The sequence below is a fragment of the Rubrivivax soli genome, from assembly GCF_049810355.1.
Taxonomy (GTDB): domain Bacteria; phylum Pseudomonadota; class Gammaproteobacteria; order Burkholderiales; family Burkholderiaceae_C; genus Rubrivivax.
This window is the reverse complement of sequence record NZ_CP187368.1, coordinates 1730183-1745149: the sequence shown is the minus strand read 5'-3', so window position 1 is coordinate 1745149 and position 14967 is coordinate 1730183. Positions and strand designations below refer to the sequence as shown.

General features: G+C 73.8%; 16 protein-coding genes. 8 read left to right on the top strand and 8 right to left on the bottom strand.

Annotation, left to right across the window (positions count from 1 at the left end):
• Nucleotides 1–36: 36 nt before the first annotated feature.
• The gene (murB, locus tag ACPOLB_RS07960) at nucleotides 37–1065 is read left to right on the top strand and encodes a UDP-N-acetylmuramate dehydrogenase (protein ID WP_425260780.1); all 1029 of its coding nucleotides are present in this window, start codon (nucleotides 37–39) and stop codon (nucleotides 1063–1065) included.
• Here murB and ACPOLB_RS07955 read toward each other — a convergent pair.
• Genes ACPOLB_RS07955 through ACPOLB_RS07945 form a run of 3 tightly spaced genes read right to left on the bottom strand, consistent with a single transcriptional unit; the run spans nucleotide 1055 to nucleotide 4560 of the window.
• Nucleotides 1055–3313, bottom strand: coding sequence for an ATP-binding protein (locus ACPOLB_RS07955; protein ID WP_425260779.1), 2259 nt, complete (start codon nucleotides 3311–3313; stop codon nucleotides 1055–1057). The genes murB and ACPOLB_RS07955 overlap by 11 nt on opposite strands.
• Nucleotides 3314–3330: 17 nt before the next feature.
• Entirely contained in the window at nucleotides 3331–3855 is a 525-nt protein-coding gene (locus tag ACPOLB_RS07950) for a hypothetical protein (protein ID WP_425260778.1), read from the bottom strand.
• Nucleotides 3856–3867: 12 nt separating this feature from the next.
• Nucleotides 3868–4560 (bottom strand): VC0807 family protein, encoded by a 693-nt coding sequence (locus ACPOLB_RS07945; RefSeq protein ID WP_425260777.1) that lies wholly within the window; start codon nucleotides 4558–4560, stop codon nucleotides 3868–3870.
• A 108-nt stretch (nucleotides 4561–4668) separates the two neighbouring features.
• On the opposite strand from ACPOLB_RS07945, the gene ACPOLB_RS07940 reads away from it, so the two are divergent.
• The gene (locus ACPOLB_RS07940; protein ID WP_425260776.1) at nucleotides 4669–5703 is read left to right on the top strand and encodes an adenosine deaminase family protein; all 1035 of its coding nucleotides are present in this window, start codon (nucleotides 4669–4671) and stop codon (nucleotides 5701–5703) included.
• 69 nt (nucleotides 5704–5772) lie between these two features.
• Here the strand turns inward: ACPOLB_RS07940 and ACPOLB_RS07935 are convergent, their stop codons facing one another.
• On the bottom strand, nucleotides 5773–6933 hold the full coding sequence (locus ACPOLB_RS07935) for a tetratricopeptide repeat protein (protein ID WP_425260774.1): 1161 nt from the start codon (nucleotides 6931–6933) through the stop codon (nucleotides 5773–5775).
• 96 nt (nucleotides 6934–7029) lie between these two features.
• On the opposite strand from ACPOLB_RS07935, the gene ACPOLB_RS07930 reads away from it, so the two are divergent.
• From ACPOLB_RS07930 to ACPOLB_RS07915, 4 genes are all read left to right on the top strand, one after another.
• Nucleotides 7030–7779, top strand: a complete 750-nt coding sequence (locus ACPOLB_RS07930; RefSeq protein WP_425260773.1) for a 2OG-Fe dioxygenase family protein — start codon at nucleotides 7030–7032, stop codon at nucleotides 7777–7779.
• Nucleotides 7776–8774, top strand: a complete 999-nt coding sequence (locus ACPOLB_RS07925; protein WP_425260772.1) for a threo-3-hydroxy-L-aspartate ammonia-lyase — start codon at nucleotides 7776–7778, stop codon at nucleotides 8772–8774. Before ACPOLB_RS07930 ends, ACPOLB_RS07925 begins: the two co-directional genes overlap by 4 nt.
• A 61-nt stretch (nucleotides 8775–8835) precedes the next feature.
• Nucleotides 8836–10344: a S10 family peptidase gene (locus ACPOLB_RS07920; protein WP_425260771.1), complete on the top strand. Its 1509-nt coding sequence runs from the start codon at nucleotides 8836–8838 to the stop codon at nucleotides 10342–10344.
• Nucleotides 10345–10351: 7 nt separating this feature from the next.
• Nucleotides 10352–11416, top strand: a complete 1065-nt coding sequence (locus ACPOLB_RS07915) for a 6-phosphofructokinase (protein WP_425260770.1) — start codon at nucleotides 10352–10354, stop codon at nucleotides 11414–11416.
• Nucleotide 11417: 1 nt separating this feature from the next.
• Here ACPOLB_RS07915 and ACPOLB_RS07910 read toward each other — a convergent pair whose 3' ends face one another.
• Nucleotides 11418–11882, bottom strand: coding sequence for a cupin domain-containing protein (locus tag ACPOLB_RS07910; RefSeq protein WP_425260769.1), 465 nt, complete (start codon nucleotides 11880–11882; stop codon nucleotides 11418–11420).
• Nucleotides 11883–11959: 77 nt separating this feature from the next.
• Between ACPOLB_RS07910 and ACPOLB_RS07905 the strand changes: the two genes are divergently transcribed.
• Complete coding sequence (locus tag ACPOLB_RS07905; RefSeq protein ID WP_425260768.1) at nucleotides 11960–12118, top strand: DUF3149 domain-containing protein; 159 nt, start codon at nucleotides 11960–11962, stop codon at nucleotides 12116–12118.
• 21 nt (nucleotides 12119–12139) lie between these two features.
• Here the strand turns inward: ACPOLB_RS07905 and ACPOLB_RS07900 are convergent, their stop codons facing one another.
• The gene (locus ACPOLB_RS07900; RefSeq protein WP_425260767.1) at nucleotides 12140–12946 is read right to left on the bottom strand and encodes an enoyl-CoA hydratase; all 807 of its coding nucleotides are present in this window, start codon (nucleotides 12944–12946) and stop codon (nucleotides 12140–12142) included.
• Nucleotides 12943–13680, bottom strand: a complete 738-nt coding sequence (locus tag ACPOLB_RS07895) for an SDR family NAD(P)-dependent oxidoreductase (protein WP_425260766.1) — start codon at nucleotides 13678–13680, stop codon at nucleotides 12943–12945. The genes ACPOLB_RS07900 and ACPOLB_RS07895 overlap by 4 nt, the downstream gene beginning before the upstream one ends.
• 25 nt (nucleotides 13681–13705) lie before the next feature.
• Here ACPOLB_RS07895 and ACPOLB_RS07890 point away from each other — a divergent pair, with 25 nt between their 5' ends.
• The gene (locus ACPOLB_RS07890) at nucleotides 13706–14422 is read left to right on the top strand and encodes a hypothetical protein (RefSeq protein WP_425260765.1); all 717 of its coding nucleotides are present in this window, start codon (nucleotides 13706–13708) and stop codon (nucleotides 14420–14422) included.
• Here ACPOLB_RS07890 and ACPOLB_RS07885 read toward each other — a convergent pair.
• On the bottom strand, nucleotides 14382–14966 hold the full coding sequence (locus ACPOLB_RS07885; RefSeq protein WP_425260764.1) for a flavin reductase family protein: 585 nt from the start codon (nucleotides 14964–14966) through the stop codon (nucleotides 14382–14384). The genes ACPOLB_RS07890 and ACPOLB_RS07885 overlap by 41 nt on opposite strands.
• Between the last annotated feature and the right edge of the window lies 1 nt (nucleotide 14967).

The following is a 14967-nucleotide window of genomic DNA, read 5'->3' as shown; positions in this document are numbered from 1 at the left end:
GAAAATTCTGCCATGCCTGCAGCTCCTTCCGCGCCCTTGCGCGTCGAACATCGCGCCTCCTTGCGCGACTTCAACACCTTCGCGCTGCCGGCCCTGGCGCAAACCCTCGTGCGCATCACCAGCGACCTCGACGTGCGCCGTGTCGTCGACCACCCGCAGCACGGCGTGGCGCCGAAGTTCGTGCTGGGCGGCGGCAGCAACGTGGTGCTCACGCGCGACGTGGCCGCCGTGGTGCTGAAGGTCGAGGTACCGGGCCGCCGGCTGGTCGAGACCCTGGACGACGCCTGGATCGTCGAGGCCGGTGCCGGCGAGCCGTGGCCCGACTTCGTGGCCTGGACGCTGGACCAGGGCTGGCCCGGGCTGGAGAACCTGGCGCTGATCCCGGGCTCGGTGGGGGCGGCGCCGGTGCAGAACATCGGGGCCTACGGCGTGGAACTGAAGGACCGCTTCCACAGCCTCGACGCGGTGGACCTGGTCACCGGCCGCGGCGTCACGCTGGACGCGGCGGCCTGCCGCTTCGGCTACCGCGACAGCGTGTTCAAGCACGACGGCTTCGGCGGCCTGGCCGGCAAGAGCGTCATCACGCGCGTGCGCTTTCGCCTGCCGCGGCCCTGGCAGCCGGTGCTGGGCTACCTGGACCTGGAACGCAAGATGGCCGAGACGGGCAACCCGCGGCCCGACGCGCGCACCGTGTTCGACTGGGTCTGCGCGATCCGCCGCGCCAAGCTGCCCGACCCGGCCGTGGTGGGCAACGCCGGCAGCTTCTTCAAGAACCCGGTGGTCAGCGCCGAGCAGTGCCGCGACATCATCGGCCGCGACCCCGAGATCGTGCACTACCCGCTGCCCGACGGCAGCGTGAAGCTGGCCGCCGGCTGGCTCATCGACGCCTGCGGCTGGAAGGGCAAGACCGTGGGGCGCGCAGGCGTGTACGAGAAGCAGGCGCTGGTGCTGGTGAACCGCGGCGGCGCCACCGGTGCCGAGGTCGTGACGCTGGCGCGGGCGATCCAGGAAAGCGTCTACGGCCGCTTCGGCATCCGGCTCGAGCCCGAGCCGGTCATCGTGTAGCGGTCGACGCGGCCTGCTGTGGCTGCGGCAGCCCGGCCGCGATGGCGGCTTCGCGCGTGCGCGCCAGCAGGTCGTCGAAGCGCTGCACCAGGCGCGCGATCTCGTGGGCCGGCAGGTGGGCCGCGCCTTCGTGCAGCGCCTCGGCCGTGGCCGCCAGCGCGGCCAGGCCCAGGTTCAGGGCCGCGCCACGCGCGGCATGCGCGTTCACGCGCACCTCCAGCGCCTCGGCGTCGCGCACCGCAGCGCGCAGCCGCTGCACGGTCTGCGGGCCCTGGTCCAGGAAGGTGTGCACCATCGCCGCCAGGCGCTCGCGCGGCATCACCTGCAGCGCCATCGCCAGCGAGGCGGGGTCCACCAGCGCCGGCAGCCCAGGCGGCGCCAGCGGCGGCGCCGGCAGCTCGGGTTCGGCGCCGTCGGGGCCGCCGACCGCGCCGAACAGGCGTCGCAGCGTGGCCGACAGCTTCTGCGGGCTCACCGGCTTGGTGAGGAAGTCGTTCATGCCCGCGACCAGGCAGCGGTCGCGGGTTTCGGCGAAGGCATCGGCGGTCAGGGCGACGATGGGCACGGTGGCGGCCGCGGGGTCGGGCAGGGCGCGGATGGCGCGCGTGGCGCCGACGCCGTCGAGCACCGGCATGTGCAGGTCCATCAGCACGATGTCGAAGCGCGGCGCGCCGCGGCGGTGGCGGATGGCCTCCACGGCCTCGTGGCCGTTGGCCGTGAAGTGCGCCTGGTGGCCCAGGTTCTCCAGCAGGGCCGCCATGTACTGGCGGTTCACCGGGTGGTCCTCGGCCACCAGCACGTGCAACGGGCGCGCCGGTGGCGGCACCGCGGTGCTGCCGGTGCTGCGCGGCAGGGCGTCGTCGGCCACCGCCTGCAGCGGCATGCGGAAGGTGAAGGCGCTGCCGGCGCCGGCCTTGCTGCGCACGGTGATGTCGCCGCCCATCAGCCGCGCCAGGTTGCGCGAGATCTCCAGCCCCAGGCCGGTGCCGCCGTGGCGGCGCGAGCGCGAGCCGTCGCCCTGCACGAAGCGGCTGAACAGGCCGGCCAGCGTGGGCTCGTCCATGCCGATGCCGGTGTCGGTGACGACGAATTCCAGCTCCGGCCGGCCGTCGCCGGGCAGGCAGCGCAGGTCCAGCACCACCGCGCCGTGGTCGCTGAACTTGATGGCGTTGGACAGCAGGTTGAACACCACCTGCTTCACGCGCGTGGCGTCGGCCAGCACGCGCTCGGGCACCGAGGGGTCGGCGTCGATGTGCAGCGCCAGGTGCTTGGCGTTGGCCTGCGGCCGCATCAGCGCCTCGACGTCGCGCAGCAGCGCGCGCAGGTCCACCGGCGCCGGCGCCAGCGTCATGCGGCCGGACTCCAGCTGCGACATGTCGAGGATGTCGTTCAGGAGCGCCAGCAGGTGGTCGGCCGACTCGGTGGCGGTGCGCAGGTAGTCGATCTGCTTGGCGCTGAGCCCGGTTTCGCGCAGCAGCGAGAGCATGCCCATCAGGCCGTGGAAGGGCGTGCGGATCTCGTGGCTCATGTTGGCCAGGAACACGCTCTTGGCGTCGCTGGCCGACTCGGCCTCGCGCCGCGCCTGCCGCAGGCTGCCGGCCAGTTCCTCCAGCGCCGATCGGCGCTGCTCCAGCTGGCGCAGCTGCCGCAGCGACAGCAGCGCGAAGGCCAGCGTCAGCGCAGTCAGGAACACCGTCAGACCGATGCCGATCTGGTTGTGCTGGCGCACGGCGGCGTTGCGCTGCGTGAGCTGCTCGCCAACGTGGTGCGACGCCCGCAGCGACATGCCGCGCACCGGCTGTGCCAGGGCCTCCAGCCCCGGCAGCAGCGCCTGCAGGGCCGCGCGCGACAGCGGCGCGCGCGGCTGCGCACCCAGCACCGTGTCGGCGCTGGCGACGAAGGCCTCCAGCTGCGCCTGCGTGCCTGCGAAGTCGGCCTGGCCGAACATCGCCCGGCGCATGCGCGGGTTGCCCAGCAGCGCGACGCGGCTGACCCAGATGTCGTAGCGCAGCTGCAGCGCGGCCGTGTCGAGCGGCGCGGCCGGGTTCAGTGCCTGGTGCCATTGGTCGAGCAGGCGCAGGTACTCGGTCTCGGCCTGGTAGACGGTGAGCACGACGTAGTCGTCGCCCTCCTGCATGGTCTGGTTCAGCAGCGTCGCCTGCCGGCCCTGCACCAGGGCCACGGCCAGCAACGCCATGCCCAGGCCGACGCCGATCACGCCCAGCCAGGTGGCGCGCCAGTGCCGCACCGCGGGGCGCGTCGGGTCTAGCGCACTTCGATCGTTCGCAGTTGCCATGCCGAGCGGCTGTAGTACACCGGGTTGCGCAGCTCGGGCTGCGCATCGAACGGGTAGACCATGAACAGCGGGCCCTTGTCGCGCACGGCCATCGGCTTGTCGTCGAGCAGCCGCGCCACGACCACGTCGTGCCGGGCCGCATCGTCGATCGGCAGTTCCACCCAGTAATCGTTCAGCGCCACCGCGCGCAGCAGGCTGCCGTGCGCGCCGGCCGCCGCGAGCACCTCGCGCAGCAGCGGGCCGGTGAACTTGCGCGCCTGCGCGTACCAGGGTGTGCGGGTGCTGAAGCTGGTCTGCGGCAGCCGTTCGAGCATCGCCATGTCGAAGTGGGCGTTGCGGCCGTCGTTGGGCTTGCGCAGCTGGCCGCTCAGCGTCAGCACCACCGGGCCCCGCGGCTGGTCCAGCGCCTGTGCGGCGCCGGCCCACCCGAGCCCCACCGCCCCCAGGCCCTGCAGCACGGTGCGTCGATCGAGACGGTCGGAAGGGGTGCGCATGACCCCCTAATTCTAGTGGGGCGACCGGAACAGCTCGCCATAGGGCAAGCCCGTCAATCGGCGCGCGCCATCGGCCAGCCAGACCAGCAGAGCCATCAGCGCCAGCATCATCGGCAGGCTGATCAGCGGCCAGCCGAGCAGCGTGAGCCGGCCCAGTTCCTGGTTGAACGCCTCGGTGCCGGCGGGGCTGCGCACGATCCAGCGCGCCAGTGCGTAGTTGGCCGCTGCGCTGGCCAGGAACACCGCGCCCAGCACCAGCGTGCCCTGGCGCAGCCGGGCCTCGAACGCGACTGCGGTGCGGCGCTCGGCGAGCAGGGCGTTGATGCGGTCGGTGTCCAGCAGCGCGGCGTCGAACACCAGCGCGTGGATCAGCGGACGGCGCATCCAGGCCGAACCCAGGACCACCAGGCCCATCAGCGCCGGCACGGTGGCTTCCTTGATCGCCAGCCAGTGCGCGTCGAGCTGCATCAGGCCGATGCCGCCGGTCATCAGCGTGCCCACCACGCCCAGCAGCGCCAGCCAGTTCAGGCGGCGCCGGCGCACGGCGTCCCACAGGCCCCAGCCCAGCGGCAGCGACAGCGCGGCGACCAGGGCCCCGGCGGGCCCGAGGCGGTCGGCGCTGCTGGCCTGCATCAGCACGATGCCGGGCAGCACGATGGTGACGGCGATCTCGAGCAGCGGGTTGGGCTTGGCGGCGGTGGTCATGGGACGGCATTCTCGCGGCGGGCGCGATGTCCCCGCGCCTGCGCCGGTCTGGCTGCCACCGCCTGCGCCGGGAAGTGCGCCAGGAGGTGCCGCCTAGAATGCCGGCGCATGGGGGACATCGAGAAGTTCGTGCAGGCGATCCCCAAGGTCGAACTGCACTGCCACCTGTTCGGCGCCGTGCGCCGGGCCACCTTCACCGAACTCGTGCAGCGCGCGCAGGCGCCGATCGCCGACGCCGACATCGCCGCGTTCTTCGACGGCGCGGTGCCGCGCCCGCCGGCGGTGCTGCAGGCCTTGCAGGCGCTGCAGGCAGCGCACGTGCCGCTGCTGCGCCAGCCCGACGACCTGTACCGGCTGACGCTGGAATACCTGCAGGACGCACGCGCCCACGAAGTGCGCTACGCCGAGTTCTGCTGGCACCCGCTGGCCACCGCGCGCGGCGCCGGCATTCCCTATCCCACGGCGCTGAGCGCGATCGTGCGCGCGATCCGCGACGCCGAGCACCTGGGCATCGTCGGCCGCCTCGTGCCCGCCATCGCGCGCGACGCCGCGCCCGCCGAGGCGCTGGAAGTGGTGCGCTGGGCCGGCACCTGGCGCTGCGACGAGGTGGTGGGCGTGGCCATCGACGACGGCGCGCACGACCGTCCGCCCGAGCTGTTTGCCGAGGCCTGCGCGCTGGCGCGCCGGCAGGGGCTGCGCACCAGCGTGCACGCCGGGGCGTTCGGCCGGTCGTGGACGCAGGTGCAGAGCGCGCTGGACCTGCTGCAGGCCGACCGCGTGGACCACGGCTACGCCGTCGTCGAGGCGCCCGAGCTGGCCGCCGCCTGCGCCGAGCGCGGCGTGGTCTTCGCCGTCGTGCCCACGCACGCCGAGGCCCCCGCCGCCGCGGCCCCCGACCACCCCTTGCGCCGCATGCCCGCGCTGGGCCTGCGCGTGCACCCGAACACCGGCGGCCCGGCCTTGCACCGTGCCACGCCCAGCCGCGCCTGGCTGGCGATGGCGCAGGACTTCGGCCACGGCGTCGATGCGCTGCGCAGCTTCATGCTGAACGGCCTGGACGGCGCCTGGATCGACGCCGGCACGCGGGCGCGCTGGCGGCGCGAGTTCGGCAGCGCGTTCGATGCGCTGCGCAGCCCGGCCTGATGCGCGGGGCCTGACGCGTCCTGGCACCTGGAGCCCCGGCCCCTGCGCACCGGGTGCCGCCGGGGCCGGCTACTGGTGCAGCGTGTTCGCGCGCAGCCAGCCGAGCTTGGCGTTGTACAGCGCGGCGTCCTGCGGCGTGGCGCTGTTGCTGCGCGCCAGCTCCATGTGGCGGTCCGCCTCGCGCAGGTTGCCCAGCCGGTAGCTGGCCTGGGCCAGCCAGAAGTGCAGCTCGGGGTTGTCGGCCTGTCGCGCCAGTTCCTTGCGGAACAGGTCGAGCGCAGCCTGCCAGTCCTGCCGCTGCATGGCCTGCTGGCCGAGCTGCAGGAAGTGGAACGGCGGATGCGGCTCCAGCGCCGTCAGCCGCGCCTGCACCACGGCCGCCTCGTCGCGGCGGCCGTCGGCGCGCAGGGCCAGCACCAGGTTGGCCAGCGCGTGCGTGTTGCCGGGCTCGCGTGCCAGCACGGCCTGGTACACCGCCTCGGCCCAGCCCGGGCGCCCGTGCTGCGAATACACCACGCCCAGCGTGTTGTAGGCGGCGATGAAGGTCGGATCCTGGCGCAGCGCCTCGCGGGCGAACCAGTAGGCGTCGTCGACCCGCCCGCGCGCCAGCGATTCGGCCGCGCGGTTGTTCATGAACATCGCCAGCACCGTGGCTTCGGTGATGACGCGCACCGGCATGTCGCGCACGGCGGCGTCGGGCAGGAAGTCCACGATCATCTGGTTCTCGCCCGCGGCCTTGTGCACCGAGCTCAGCGCCCAGCCCAGGCCCAGGTTGACGTGGCCGCTGGCGAAGTAGAAGCCGTTGCTGCGGCTCCAGGCCTCGTTGATCTTGACCTGGCGGAACTTCACCGGGATGCCCGAGGCCTTCGCGAAGGCGGCCGTCATCACCATCAGCGACAGGCAGTTGCCGCGCTGCGCCTCGAAGGCTTCTCTGGCGGTGCGCGTGAACGCGGCGTCGTAGTCCAGCCCCATCGCGCGCTCGCCGAACAGCTGGTGCAGCAGGCGCCGGCGCGGGTCGCTGCTCTTGAGCGTGTCGATGGCCGGCTGCTCCAGCGTCGTGCGCATCGCGTCGGTGAGCGCGAAGACCTGCCCGGCATCGATGGGGGCGGCGGGCGGCACGAACGCCGTGTCGTGCAGCAGCCCGGGAGCCAGTGGCGCCGGCGGCGGCGGGGCGCTGGCACAGCCCGCCAGCCAGGCGGTGATGAATGCGAGGAACCAGCGCAGCGGCATGGGGTGTCTCCTGGGCCTGCGGATGTCGTTGCCCGCCATGCTACGCCGCCGCTGCGTGCTGGGGTACGCTCGTGTCCCCCTGGACCCCGCACTCCGATGCCGACCTCACCGCCACCCCCGCTCACCGCCCTGGCCGACCTGCCCGACCAGCTCGCCAGCGCCGGTTTTGCCGTGCTCGATGCCGCCACGCTGGCCCAGCTGGCGCGGCTGCCGGCCGATGCGCTGCCGCCGCTGGCCGCGCACTGGGACGACCTGCCACCCGACCAGCACCTGCGCGACGGCGGCCGCTACCGCCGCCGCCGCCACGGCTGCATGGTCGTCGACGGCGCCCGCATCACGCCCGTGCCGCACCGCGCGCACTGGCAGCCGGTGGAATACAACGCGCTGCACGGCGGCATCCAGCGCTGGTTCGAGCCGCTGCCGCCGGCGCTGGCCGACAGCCCGGCGTGGGCGGCGCTGCTGCAAGGCGTGGCCGGCGTGGCGAGCGCGCTGCGCGGCGCGCAGCCGTGGTACGTGGAGGCGCACCCGTTCCGCATCGACTGCACCGACGGCATCGGCCGCCCCACGCCGGAGGGCGCGCACCGCGACGGCGTCGACCTGGTGGCGGTGGTGCTGGTGGCGCGCCAGAACGTGAAGGGCGGCGAGACGCGTGTCTTCGACGCACGCGGCCCGCAGGGCGTGCGCTTCACGCTGTCGCAACCCTGGAGCGTGCTGCTGCTCGACGATGCGCGCGTGGTGCACGAGAGCACGCCGATCCAGCCGCTCGATGCGGCGTTGCCCGCGCACCGCGACACGCTGGTGCTGACCTTCCGCCGCGGCGGTTTCCAGGGCCCGGAGGCCGCATGACCGATCTCGCGATCCGCTTCGACGACATCGCCGCCGCCGCCGCGCGGCTGCACGGCGTGGCCCACCGCACGCCGGTGCGCACCTCGCGCACGGCCGACGCCGCCACCGGCGCGCAGCTGTTCTTCAAGTGCGAGAACTTCCAGCGCATGGGGGCCTTCAAGTTCCGCGGTGCCTACAACGCGCTGGCGCAGTTCTCGCCCGCGCAGCGTGCGGCCGGCGTCATCGCCTTCAGCTCGGGCAACCACGCGCAGGCCATCGCGCTGTCGGCGCGGCTGCTGGGCATGCCCTCGGTCATCGTGATGCCGCACGACTCGCCGGCGGCCAAGCTGGCGGCCACGCGCGGCTACCAGCAGGGCCAGGCCGGCAGCGAGGTCGTGCTGTTCGACCGCTACACCGAAGACCGCGAGGCCATCGGGCAGCGCATCGCCGCCGAGCGCGGCATGACGCTGATCCCGCCCTACGACCACCCGCACGTGATGGCCGGCCAGGGCACCGCGGCGCTGGAGCTGCTGCAGGACACGGCCGACGGCGGCCCGCTGGACCTGCTGCTGGTGTGCGTGGGCGGCGGCGGCCTCATCGCGGGCTGCGCCGTGGCCGCGAAGCACCTGCAGACGGGCATCACGGTGCTGGGTGTCGAGCCCGAGGCCGGCAACGACACGCAGCAGAGCCTGGCGCGCGGCGAGATCGTGCACATCGCGACGCCGCAGACCATCGCCGACGGCGCGCAGACGCAGCACAGCGGGCAGCTCACGTTCCCGGTGATCCAGCGCCACGTCCCGCGCATCCTGACCGTCGGCGACGCGCAGCTGGTGCGCACGATGCGCTTCTTCGCCGAGCGCATGAAGATGGTGGTCGAACCCACCGGCTGCCTGGGCGCGGCGGCTGCGCTGGAAGGCGCCGAGGGCCTGCCCGACCTGCGCGGCAAGCGCGTGGGCATCGTCGTCAGCGGCGGCAACGTCGACCTGCAGCGCTACGGGGGCTGGCTGGCCGGCTGAAGGGCTGCGCCACGGGGCTTGCGTTATGGTCCGGGTTTTGCCCGCGACCGGAGACTCCCGCATGGCCGACGCAGCCACCCCCAGCCCCCCCGCCGGCAAGGCCGGCGAGTCCGACACCGACCGCAAGCTGCGCGAGCAGGTCGAGAAGCTGCTGGCGCGGCCGGCCGCCACCTCCACGGGCAGCGTGCAGCTGGCCGACGGACGCCGGCTCGACTACGGCGTGAGCGCCGCGTTCGTGCCGGTGGTGGCCGAGGGCTTCGAAGGCGCGCCGGGCGAACCGCAGGCGGCCGTGATGACCACCGCCTACACGCTGCAGGGCGCCGCGCCCGGCAGCCGGCCGCTGTGCTTCGCCTTCAACGGCGGCCCGGGCTCGGCGTCGATCTGGCTGCACCTGGGCGCGCTCGGCCCCAAGCGCGTGGTCGTGCCCGACGACGGCGGCATGCCGACGGCGCCCTACACCGCGGTGGACAACCCGCTGACCTGGTTCGAGCACTTCGACCTGGTCTTCATCGACCCGCCGCACACCGGCTGGTCCACCGCCGCCAGCGAAGCCGCGCGCAAGAAGATGCTGTCGGTGGACGGCGACGTCGACGCGCTGGCCGACGTGATGCGCACCTGGCTCACGCGCCACCAGCGCTGGGGCTCGCCCGTCTACCTGGCCGGCGAAAGCTACGGGACGACGCGGGGCGCCGCGCTGGCCGACAAGCTGCAGACGCTGGGCGTGGCGCTGAGCGGGCTGATCCTGGTGTCGTGCGCGATGGACCTGCAGAGCCTGGACTTCATGCCCGGCAACGACCTGCCGTACGCGCTGTTCCTGCCCGCCTTCGCCAACGTCTCGCAGTACCACGGCCTGCTGAAGGGGCCGCTGGCGGCGTCGCCCGAGGCGGCACGCGCGGCGGCCGAGGCCTTCGTCGACGAGGACTACGCCGCGGCCCTGCTGGCCGGTGCACGCCTGGACGGCAAGCGCCGCGTGCGCGTGGCGCGGCGCATCGCCGAGCTCACCGGCCTGCCGCACGCGCTGGTCGAGGAGAAGAACCTGCGCATCAGCGACGCCACGTACTTCTTCGAGGCCCTGCGCGCGCAGGGGCGGCAGGTCGGCCGCCTGGAGGCGCGCGCCACCGGTCCGATGGCCGCCAGCCGCACGCGCGAGTGGGAGTTCGACCCCGGCATCGAGGCCATCGCCGCGCCGTACACGATGGCGGCGATGGACTACTTCGCGCGCACGCTGGGCATCGCGGGCGAGCAGCGCTACGAAGTGCTGTCGCACGACGTGCACACGAACTGGAACTGGAACCGCGGCAAGGCCCAGGGCAACGGCTACGCCTGCACCAGCCCCGACCTGGCGCGCGCGCTGCGCCGCAACAGCCACCTGAAGGTGTTCGTCGCCAGCGGCCGCTACGACCTGGGCACGCCGTACAGCGCCAGCGACTGGTCGCTGGCGCAGCTGGACGTGCCCGCCGACGTGCTGGCGCGCGTGCAGCACCGCTACTACGACGCCGGTCACATGATGTACACGCGCCAGGCCGACCTGGCGCAGCTCAAGACCGACCTGGCCGCCTGGCTGGGCTGAGGCCGCCATGCACATCGGCATCCTCACCGGCGGCGGCGACTGCCCGGGCCTGAACGCGGTCATCCGCGCGGTCACGCTGTCGCTCATCAACGAGACCGGCGCGCGCGTCACCGGCATCGAGCGCGGCTTCCTGGGGCTGCTGACCGATGGCCACCGGCCGCTGGACACCGCGGCGGTGGCCGGCATCCTGGCCGAAGGCGGCACCATCCTGGGCACGCACAACAAGTGCGACCCGTTCCACTACTTCGGCGCCGGCGGCGCCGACGTCTCGGCGCAGGCGATGGACTGCGTGCGCCGCCTGGGCATCGACGCGCTGGTGGTGATCGGCGGCGACGGCACGATGGCCATCGCGCACAAGTTCCAGGCCCTCGGGCTGCCGGTGGTGGGCGTGCCCAAGACCATCGACAACGACCTGGTGTGCACCGACCGCACCTTCGGCTTCGACAGCGCGGTGGCCATCGTCGCCGAGGCGCTGGACCGGCTGGCCACCACCGCGCGCAGCCACGGCCGCGTGATGATCGCCGAGACCATGGGCCGCTACGCCGGCTGGATCGCGCTGGAAGGCGGCATGGCCGGCGGTGCCGACGTGATCCTGCTGCCCGAGGTGCCGTTCAGCGTCGAAGCCGTGGCCGCGCACTGCCGCGCGCGCGAGCAGCGCGGCCAGCCGACGCTGGTGTGCATCGCCGAAGGTGCCAAGCCGCAGGGCGGTGCGCTGACCGTGCAGCGCACCATCGCCGACAGCCCCGACCCGCTGCGCCTGGGTGGCGTGGGCCAGTGGCTGCAGCAGCAGCTGGAGCCGCTGCTGGCCAGCGAGGTGCGCACCACGCTGCTGGGCCACGTGCAGCGCGGCGGCGCGCCCACGGCCTTCGACCGCATCCTCGCCACGCGCTTCGGCTACCACGCGGCGCAGCTGGTGAAGGGCGGGCAGTTCGGGCGCATGGTGGCGCTGCAGGGCGACGTGTGCACCAGCGTGCCGCTGGACCAGGTGGCCGGCCGCTGCCGCAACGTGCCGCCGGACGACCTGCTGGTGCTGGCGGCGCGCGGCATCGGCGTCGCGCTCGGGGACGGCTGAGCTACAGCAGCCGCCGCAGGTCGGGCGCCAGCCGCTGCAGCGCCGCACCGAGCGCCGCGTCGTCGCGGCCGAAGGCGAAGTCGGCGAAGTCGAAGCCCGGCGCCACCGTGGCGCCCACGTGCGCGAAGTCGCCCAGCGGCTCGGCCGCCTGCCACCAGTCGGCCGGCACCACGTGGCGCGGCGGCGCGGTGCCCAGGTCCACGTGCTCCACGCTGTCCAGGTCCGGCGGCAACAGCCACAGCCGCAGCGGACCGCCTTCGAGCAGGTGCCAGACCTCGTCGCTGCGCACGCGGTGCCAGGCCGAGCACTGGCCGCGGCCGAGCAGGAAGTCGATCGTCGTCAATGCCGCCCGCGGCCCGCGCGGCGTCGACACCACCACCGGCGAGCGGAAGACCTCGCCGTAGAAGCCGCCTTCCGGATGCGGCCGCAGTCCCAGCTGCTGCACCAGCGCCTGCGCGCGCGGCACCAGCGTTGACGCATCGCAAGCACGCGCCGGCGGCGCCGGTGTCTGATGGAGCCCTGTCGAAGCAGAAGGGGACAGCGATGAAGGCATTGCAGGACTTCCTGACCACGGACTACGGGTTGATGAGCCTGGTGGTGATCGTGATCACGCTGGGCATGGGCGCGTTCTACGCACGCTATTTCGCGCAGCACATCAAGGCCGACACCGAAGCGGCACGCCGGCGCGGCGAGATCGTGTAGCGCGCGAGTGCCGGTGCCGACTCAATCGCCGCGGTTGCGTTCGCGCACGGCCTCGCGCCGGCTCTCGATGGCGTCGGCGGTGATGCGCGTGTTGAAGGCGCGGCCGCGCGCGCGCTCCAGCGCCAGCGCCTCGCCGAACGGCAGTGCGTAGCCATCGGCGATGACGGCCTTGTAGTGCCGCAGCAGTTCGGGCAGCGCGCCGCACATGTCCTCGGCCAGCGCACGGGCGGCGGGCAGCAGCTCGGCGTCGGGCAGCACGCGGTTGACGAAGCCCCAGGCCTCGGCCTGCGCGGCGCTGACCCAGCGGCCCGAGAACGACACCTCGCGCGCGCGGTACGGCCCGATGGTGCGCGGCAGCTTCTGCGACAGGCCCCAGGCGGGCGCGATGCCGATGCGTGCATGCGTGTCGGCGAAGCGGGCGCTGGTGCCGGCATAGAGCACGTCGCAGGCCAGCGCCAGCTCGAAGCCGCCGGTGACCGCGGCGCCGTTGATGGCGCCGATCACAGGGCCGGTGAAGCGGCCGAGGGCGGCCACCGGGTCCTTGTCGGCGACGCCGCTGTCGCCGCGGCCCAGCGTGCCGGTGCCCGAGCCCAGCTCCTTCAGGTCGAGACCGGCGCAGAAGGCGCGGCCGGCGCCGGTGAGCACCAGCACGCGCACCGCGGGGTCGCCCTCCAGCGCATCGACGGCGTCGGCCAGCGCCGCCATCAAGTCGCGGGACAGCGCGTTCATCGCCTGCGGGCGGTGGAGCGTGAGCACGGCGTAGCCGGCGGGGTGGCGGTCGATCAGCAGCGGTGGGGTGTCCATGGCGTGGCCCGGTGCGGTGGTCATGCGTCGCGCACGTCGGCGACGGGGTTGCTGCCGAAGTCGGCGCGGTCCAGATAAGCCAGCACCTTGGCCGCGGCGGTGGCCGGGCTGTCGAGCTGGCCGCCGTCCTTCAGGCCGACGAAGCGGGCGCGTTCGGGGAAGGCGGCCGGGTCGGCATTGCGCAGCTGCACCTGCATGTCGGTGTCGATGACGCCCGGCGCCAGCGACACCACGCGCGCGCCGTGCGGGCGCCCGGCCGCTTCCAGCGCGAGCGCGCGCGCCAGGTGGTCCATGCCGGCCTTGGCGGCGCAGTAGGAAGCGCTGCCGGCCATCGCGCGCCGGCCCAGGCCCGACGAGATGAACAGCAGCTGGCGCGGCAGTGTCCAGTCGCGCGTGGCGTGCAGCACTGCGGCGCTCAGCAGCAGCGGTGCTTCCAGGCCCACACGCAGCGCGTTCGCGAGGTCGGCGCTGGCGATGTCGCCCAGCGGCGCCAGCTGCGACACGACGCCGGCGTTGTGGATCACCTGCAACCGGCTGACGCCGGCGGGGTCGATGCCCGCCAGCCAGGCCTGCACCTGCGCCGCCACCGGCGCGGCGTCGGCCAGGTCGGCCGACCAGGCGGTGAGCGCGGGGTGCTGCAGCGGCGGCGCGCGGCGCGAGATCGTCAGCAGCCGGTGGCCGCGTGCCAGCAGCTGTTCGGCCATCGCCAGGCCAAGCCCGCGCGATGCGCCGGTGAGGAGGGTCAAGGGAGTGCTCATGGCGGCAGAGGATACTTCGGCGCCCATGAAGAGCCTGTTCCGGAGTCCTCTCGCCATCGCGCTGCTGGCCGGTGCCGCCGTCGTGGCCGCCGCGGCGGCCCTGCCCCTGTGGCACCTGCTGGCGGGGGCGCCGCCGCCGCCCGTGGCCGAAGGCCTGCCGTGGCAGGTGCAGCGCGACGGCGACAGCGTGCGGGTCTTCGGCCTGCAGCTGCCGGGCAGCACGCTGGCCGATGCGCAGCGCCAGTGGGGCGACGGCCTGCAGGTGGCGGTGATGGCGCAGCGCGGCGAACCCGGCGCGCTGGAAGCCTACGTGGAACGCTACGAGCGCGCGGGCATCGGCGGGCGGCTGGTGCTGGCCACCGCGCTGGCGCCGGCGCAGGTGCAGCAGCTGCAGCTGCAGGCGGCCAAGAGCGCCCAGGTCGACGCCGACACCGCGCGCTGGTGGCCGCGTGCCGAGGACATCGCGGCCACGGCGGGCACGCCGGTGGTCGGCATCACCTTCATCGCGGCCGTGCAGCTGGACGCAGCCACCGTGCTGCAGCGCTTCGGCCCACCCGCCGAGCGGCTGCAGCAGGGCGCACGCCTGCAGCACTGGCTGTACCCGGAGCGCGGCCTGGCCATCGTGCTCGACGCCGAAGGGCGCGAGGTGCTGCAGTTCGCCGCGCCCGCCGACTTCGAGGCGCGCCTGCGCGCCCCGCTGCTCAAGGCAGGGGCCGTGCCTGCAGCAGGTCCGCCGGGCTGAAGAAGGCGCCGCCGGCCACGTGGTGCAGCGTGCGCAGCGCCGCGTGTTCCGGTCCGAAGTGCCAACGCCCACCGCTGAAGACGCGGCTGTCGGCATGCGCTGCCACCACCTCGGCCAGGAAGAGGTCGTGCGTCTGTTGCAGGGCCTGCTGCAGCGCCGGCTGCGGCAGCACGCGGCATTCCAGCCAGGCCACGCAGCCGTCGAGCAGCGGCGCGGCCACGCGCTCGGCGGGCAGCGTGGCCAGCCCGTAGCGCGCGAACTTGTCGTCGATGTCGTGGCCGCTGGTGCTGCCGACCGTGAACGCGATGTCGGCCTGCGCCCGGCAGGGCAGGTTCAGCACGAATGCGCCCGAGGCCTCGACCAGGCCGCGGGTGCAGGTGCTCTTGTCGATGACGACGGCGACCTTGGGCGGGTCGAAGTCCAGCGGCATGTTCCAGGCCGCGGCCATCAGGTTGCGGTGGCCGCCGTGCGCGGCGCTGACCAGCACGGTCGGGCCGTGGTTCAGCAGGCGGTAGGCGTGGGGCAGGGCGACGGGGCTGCGCATC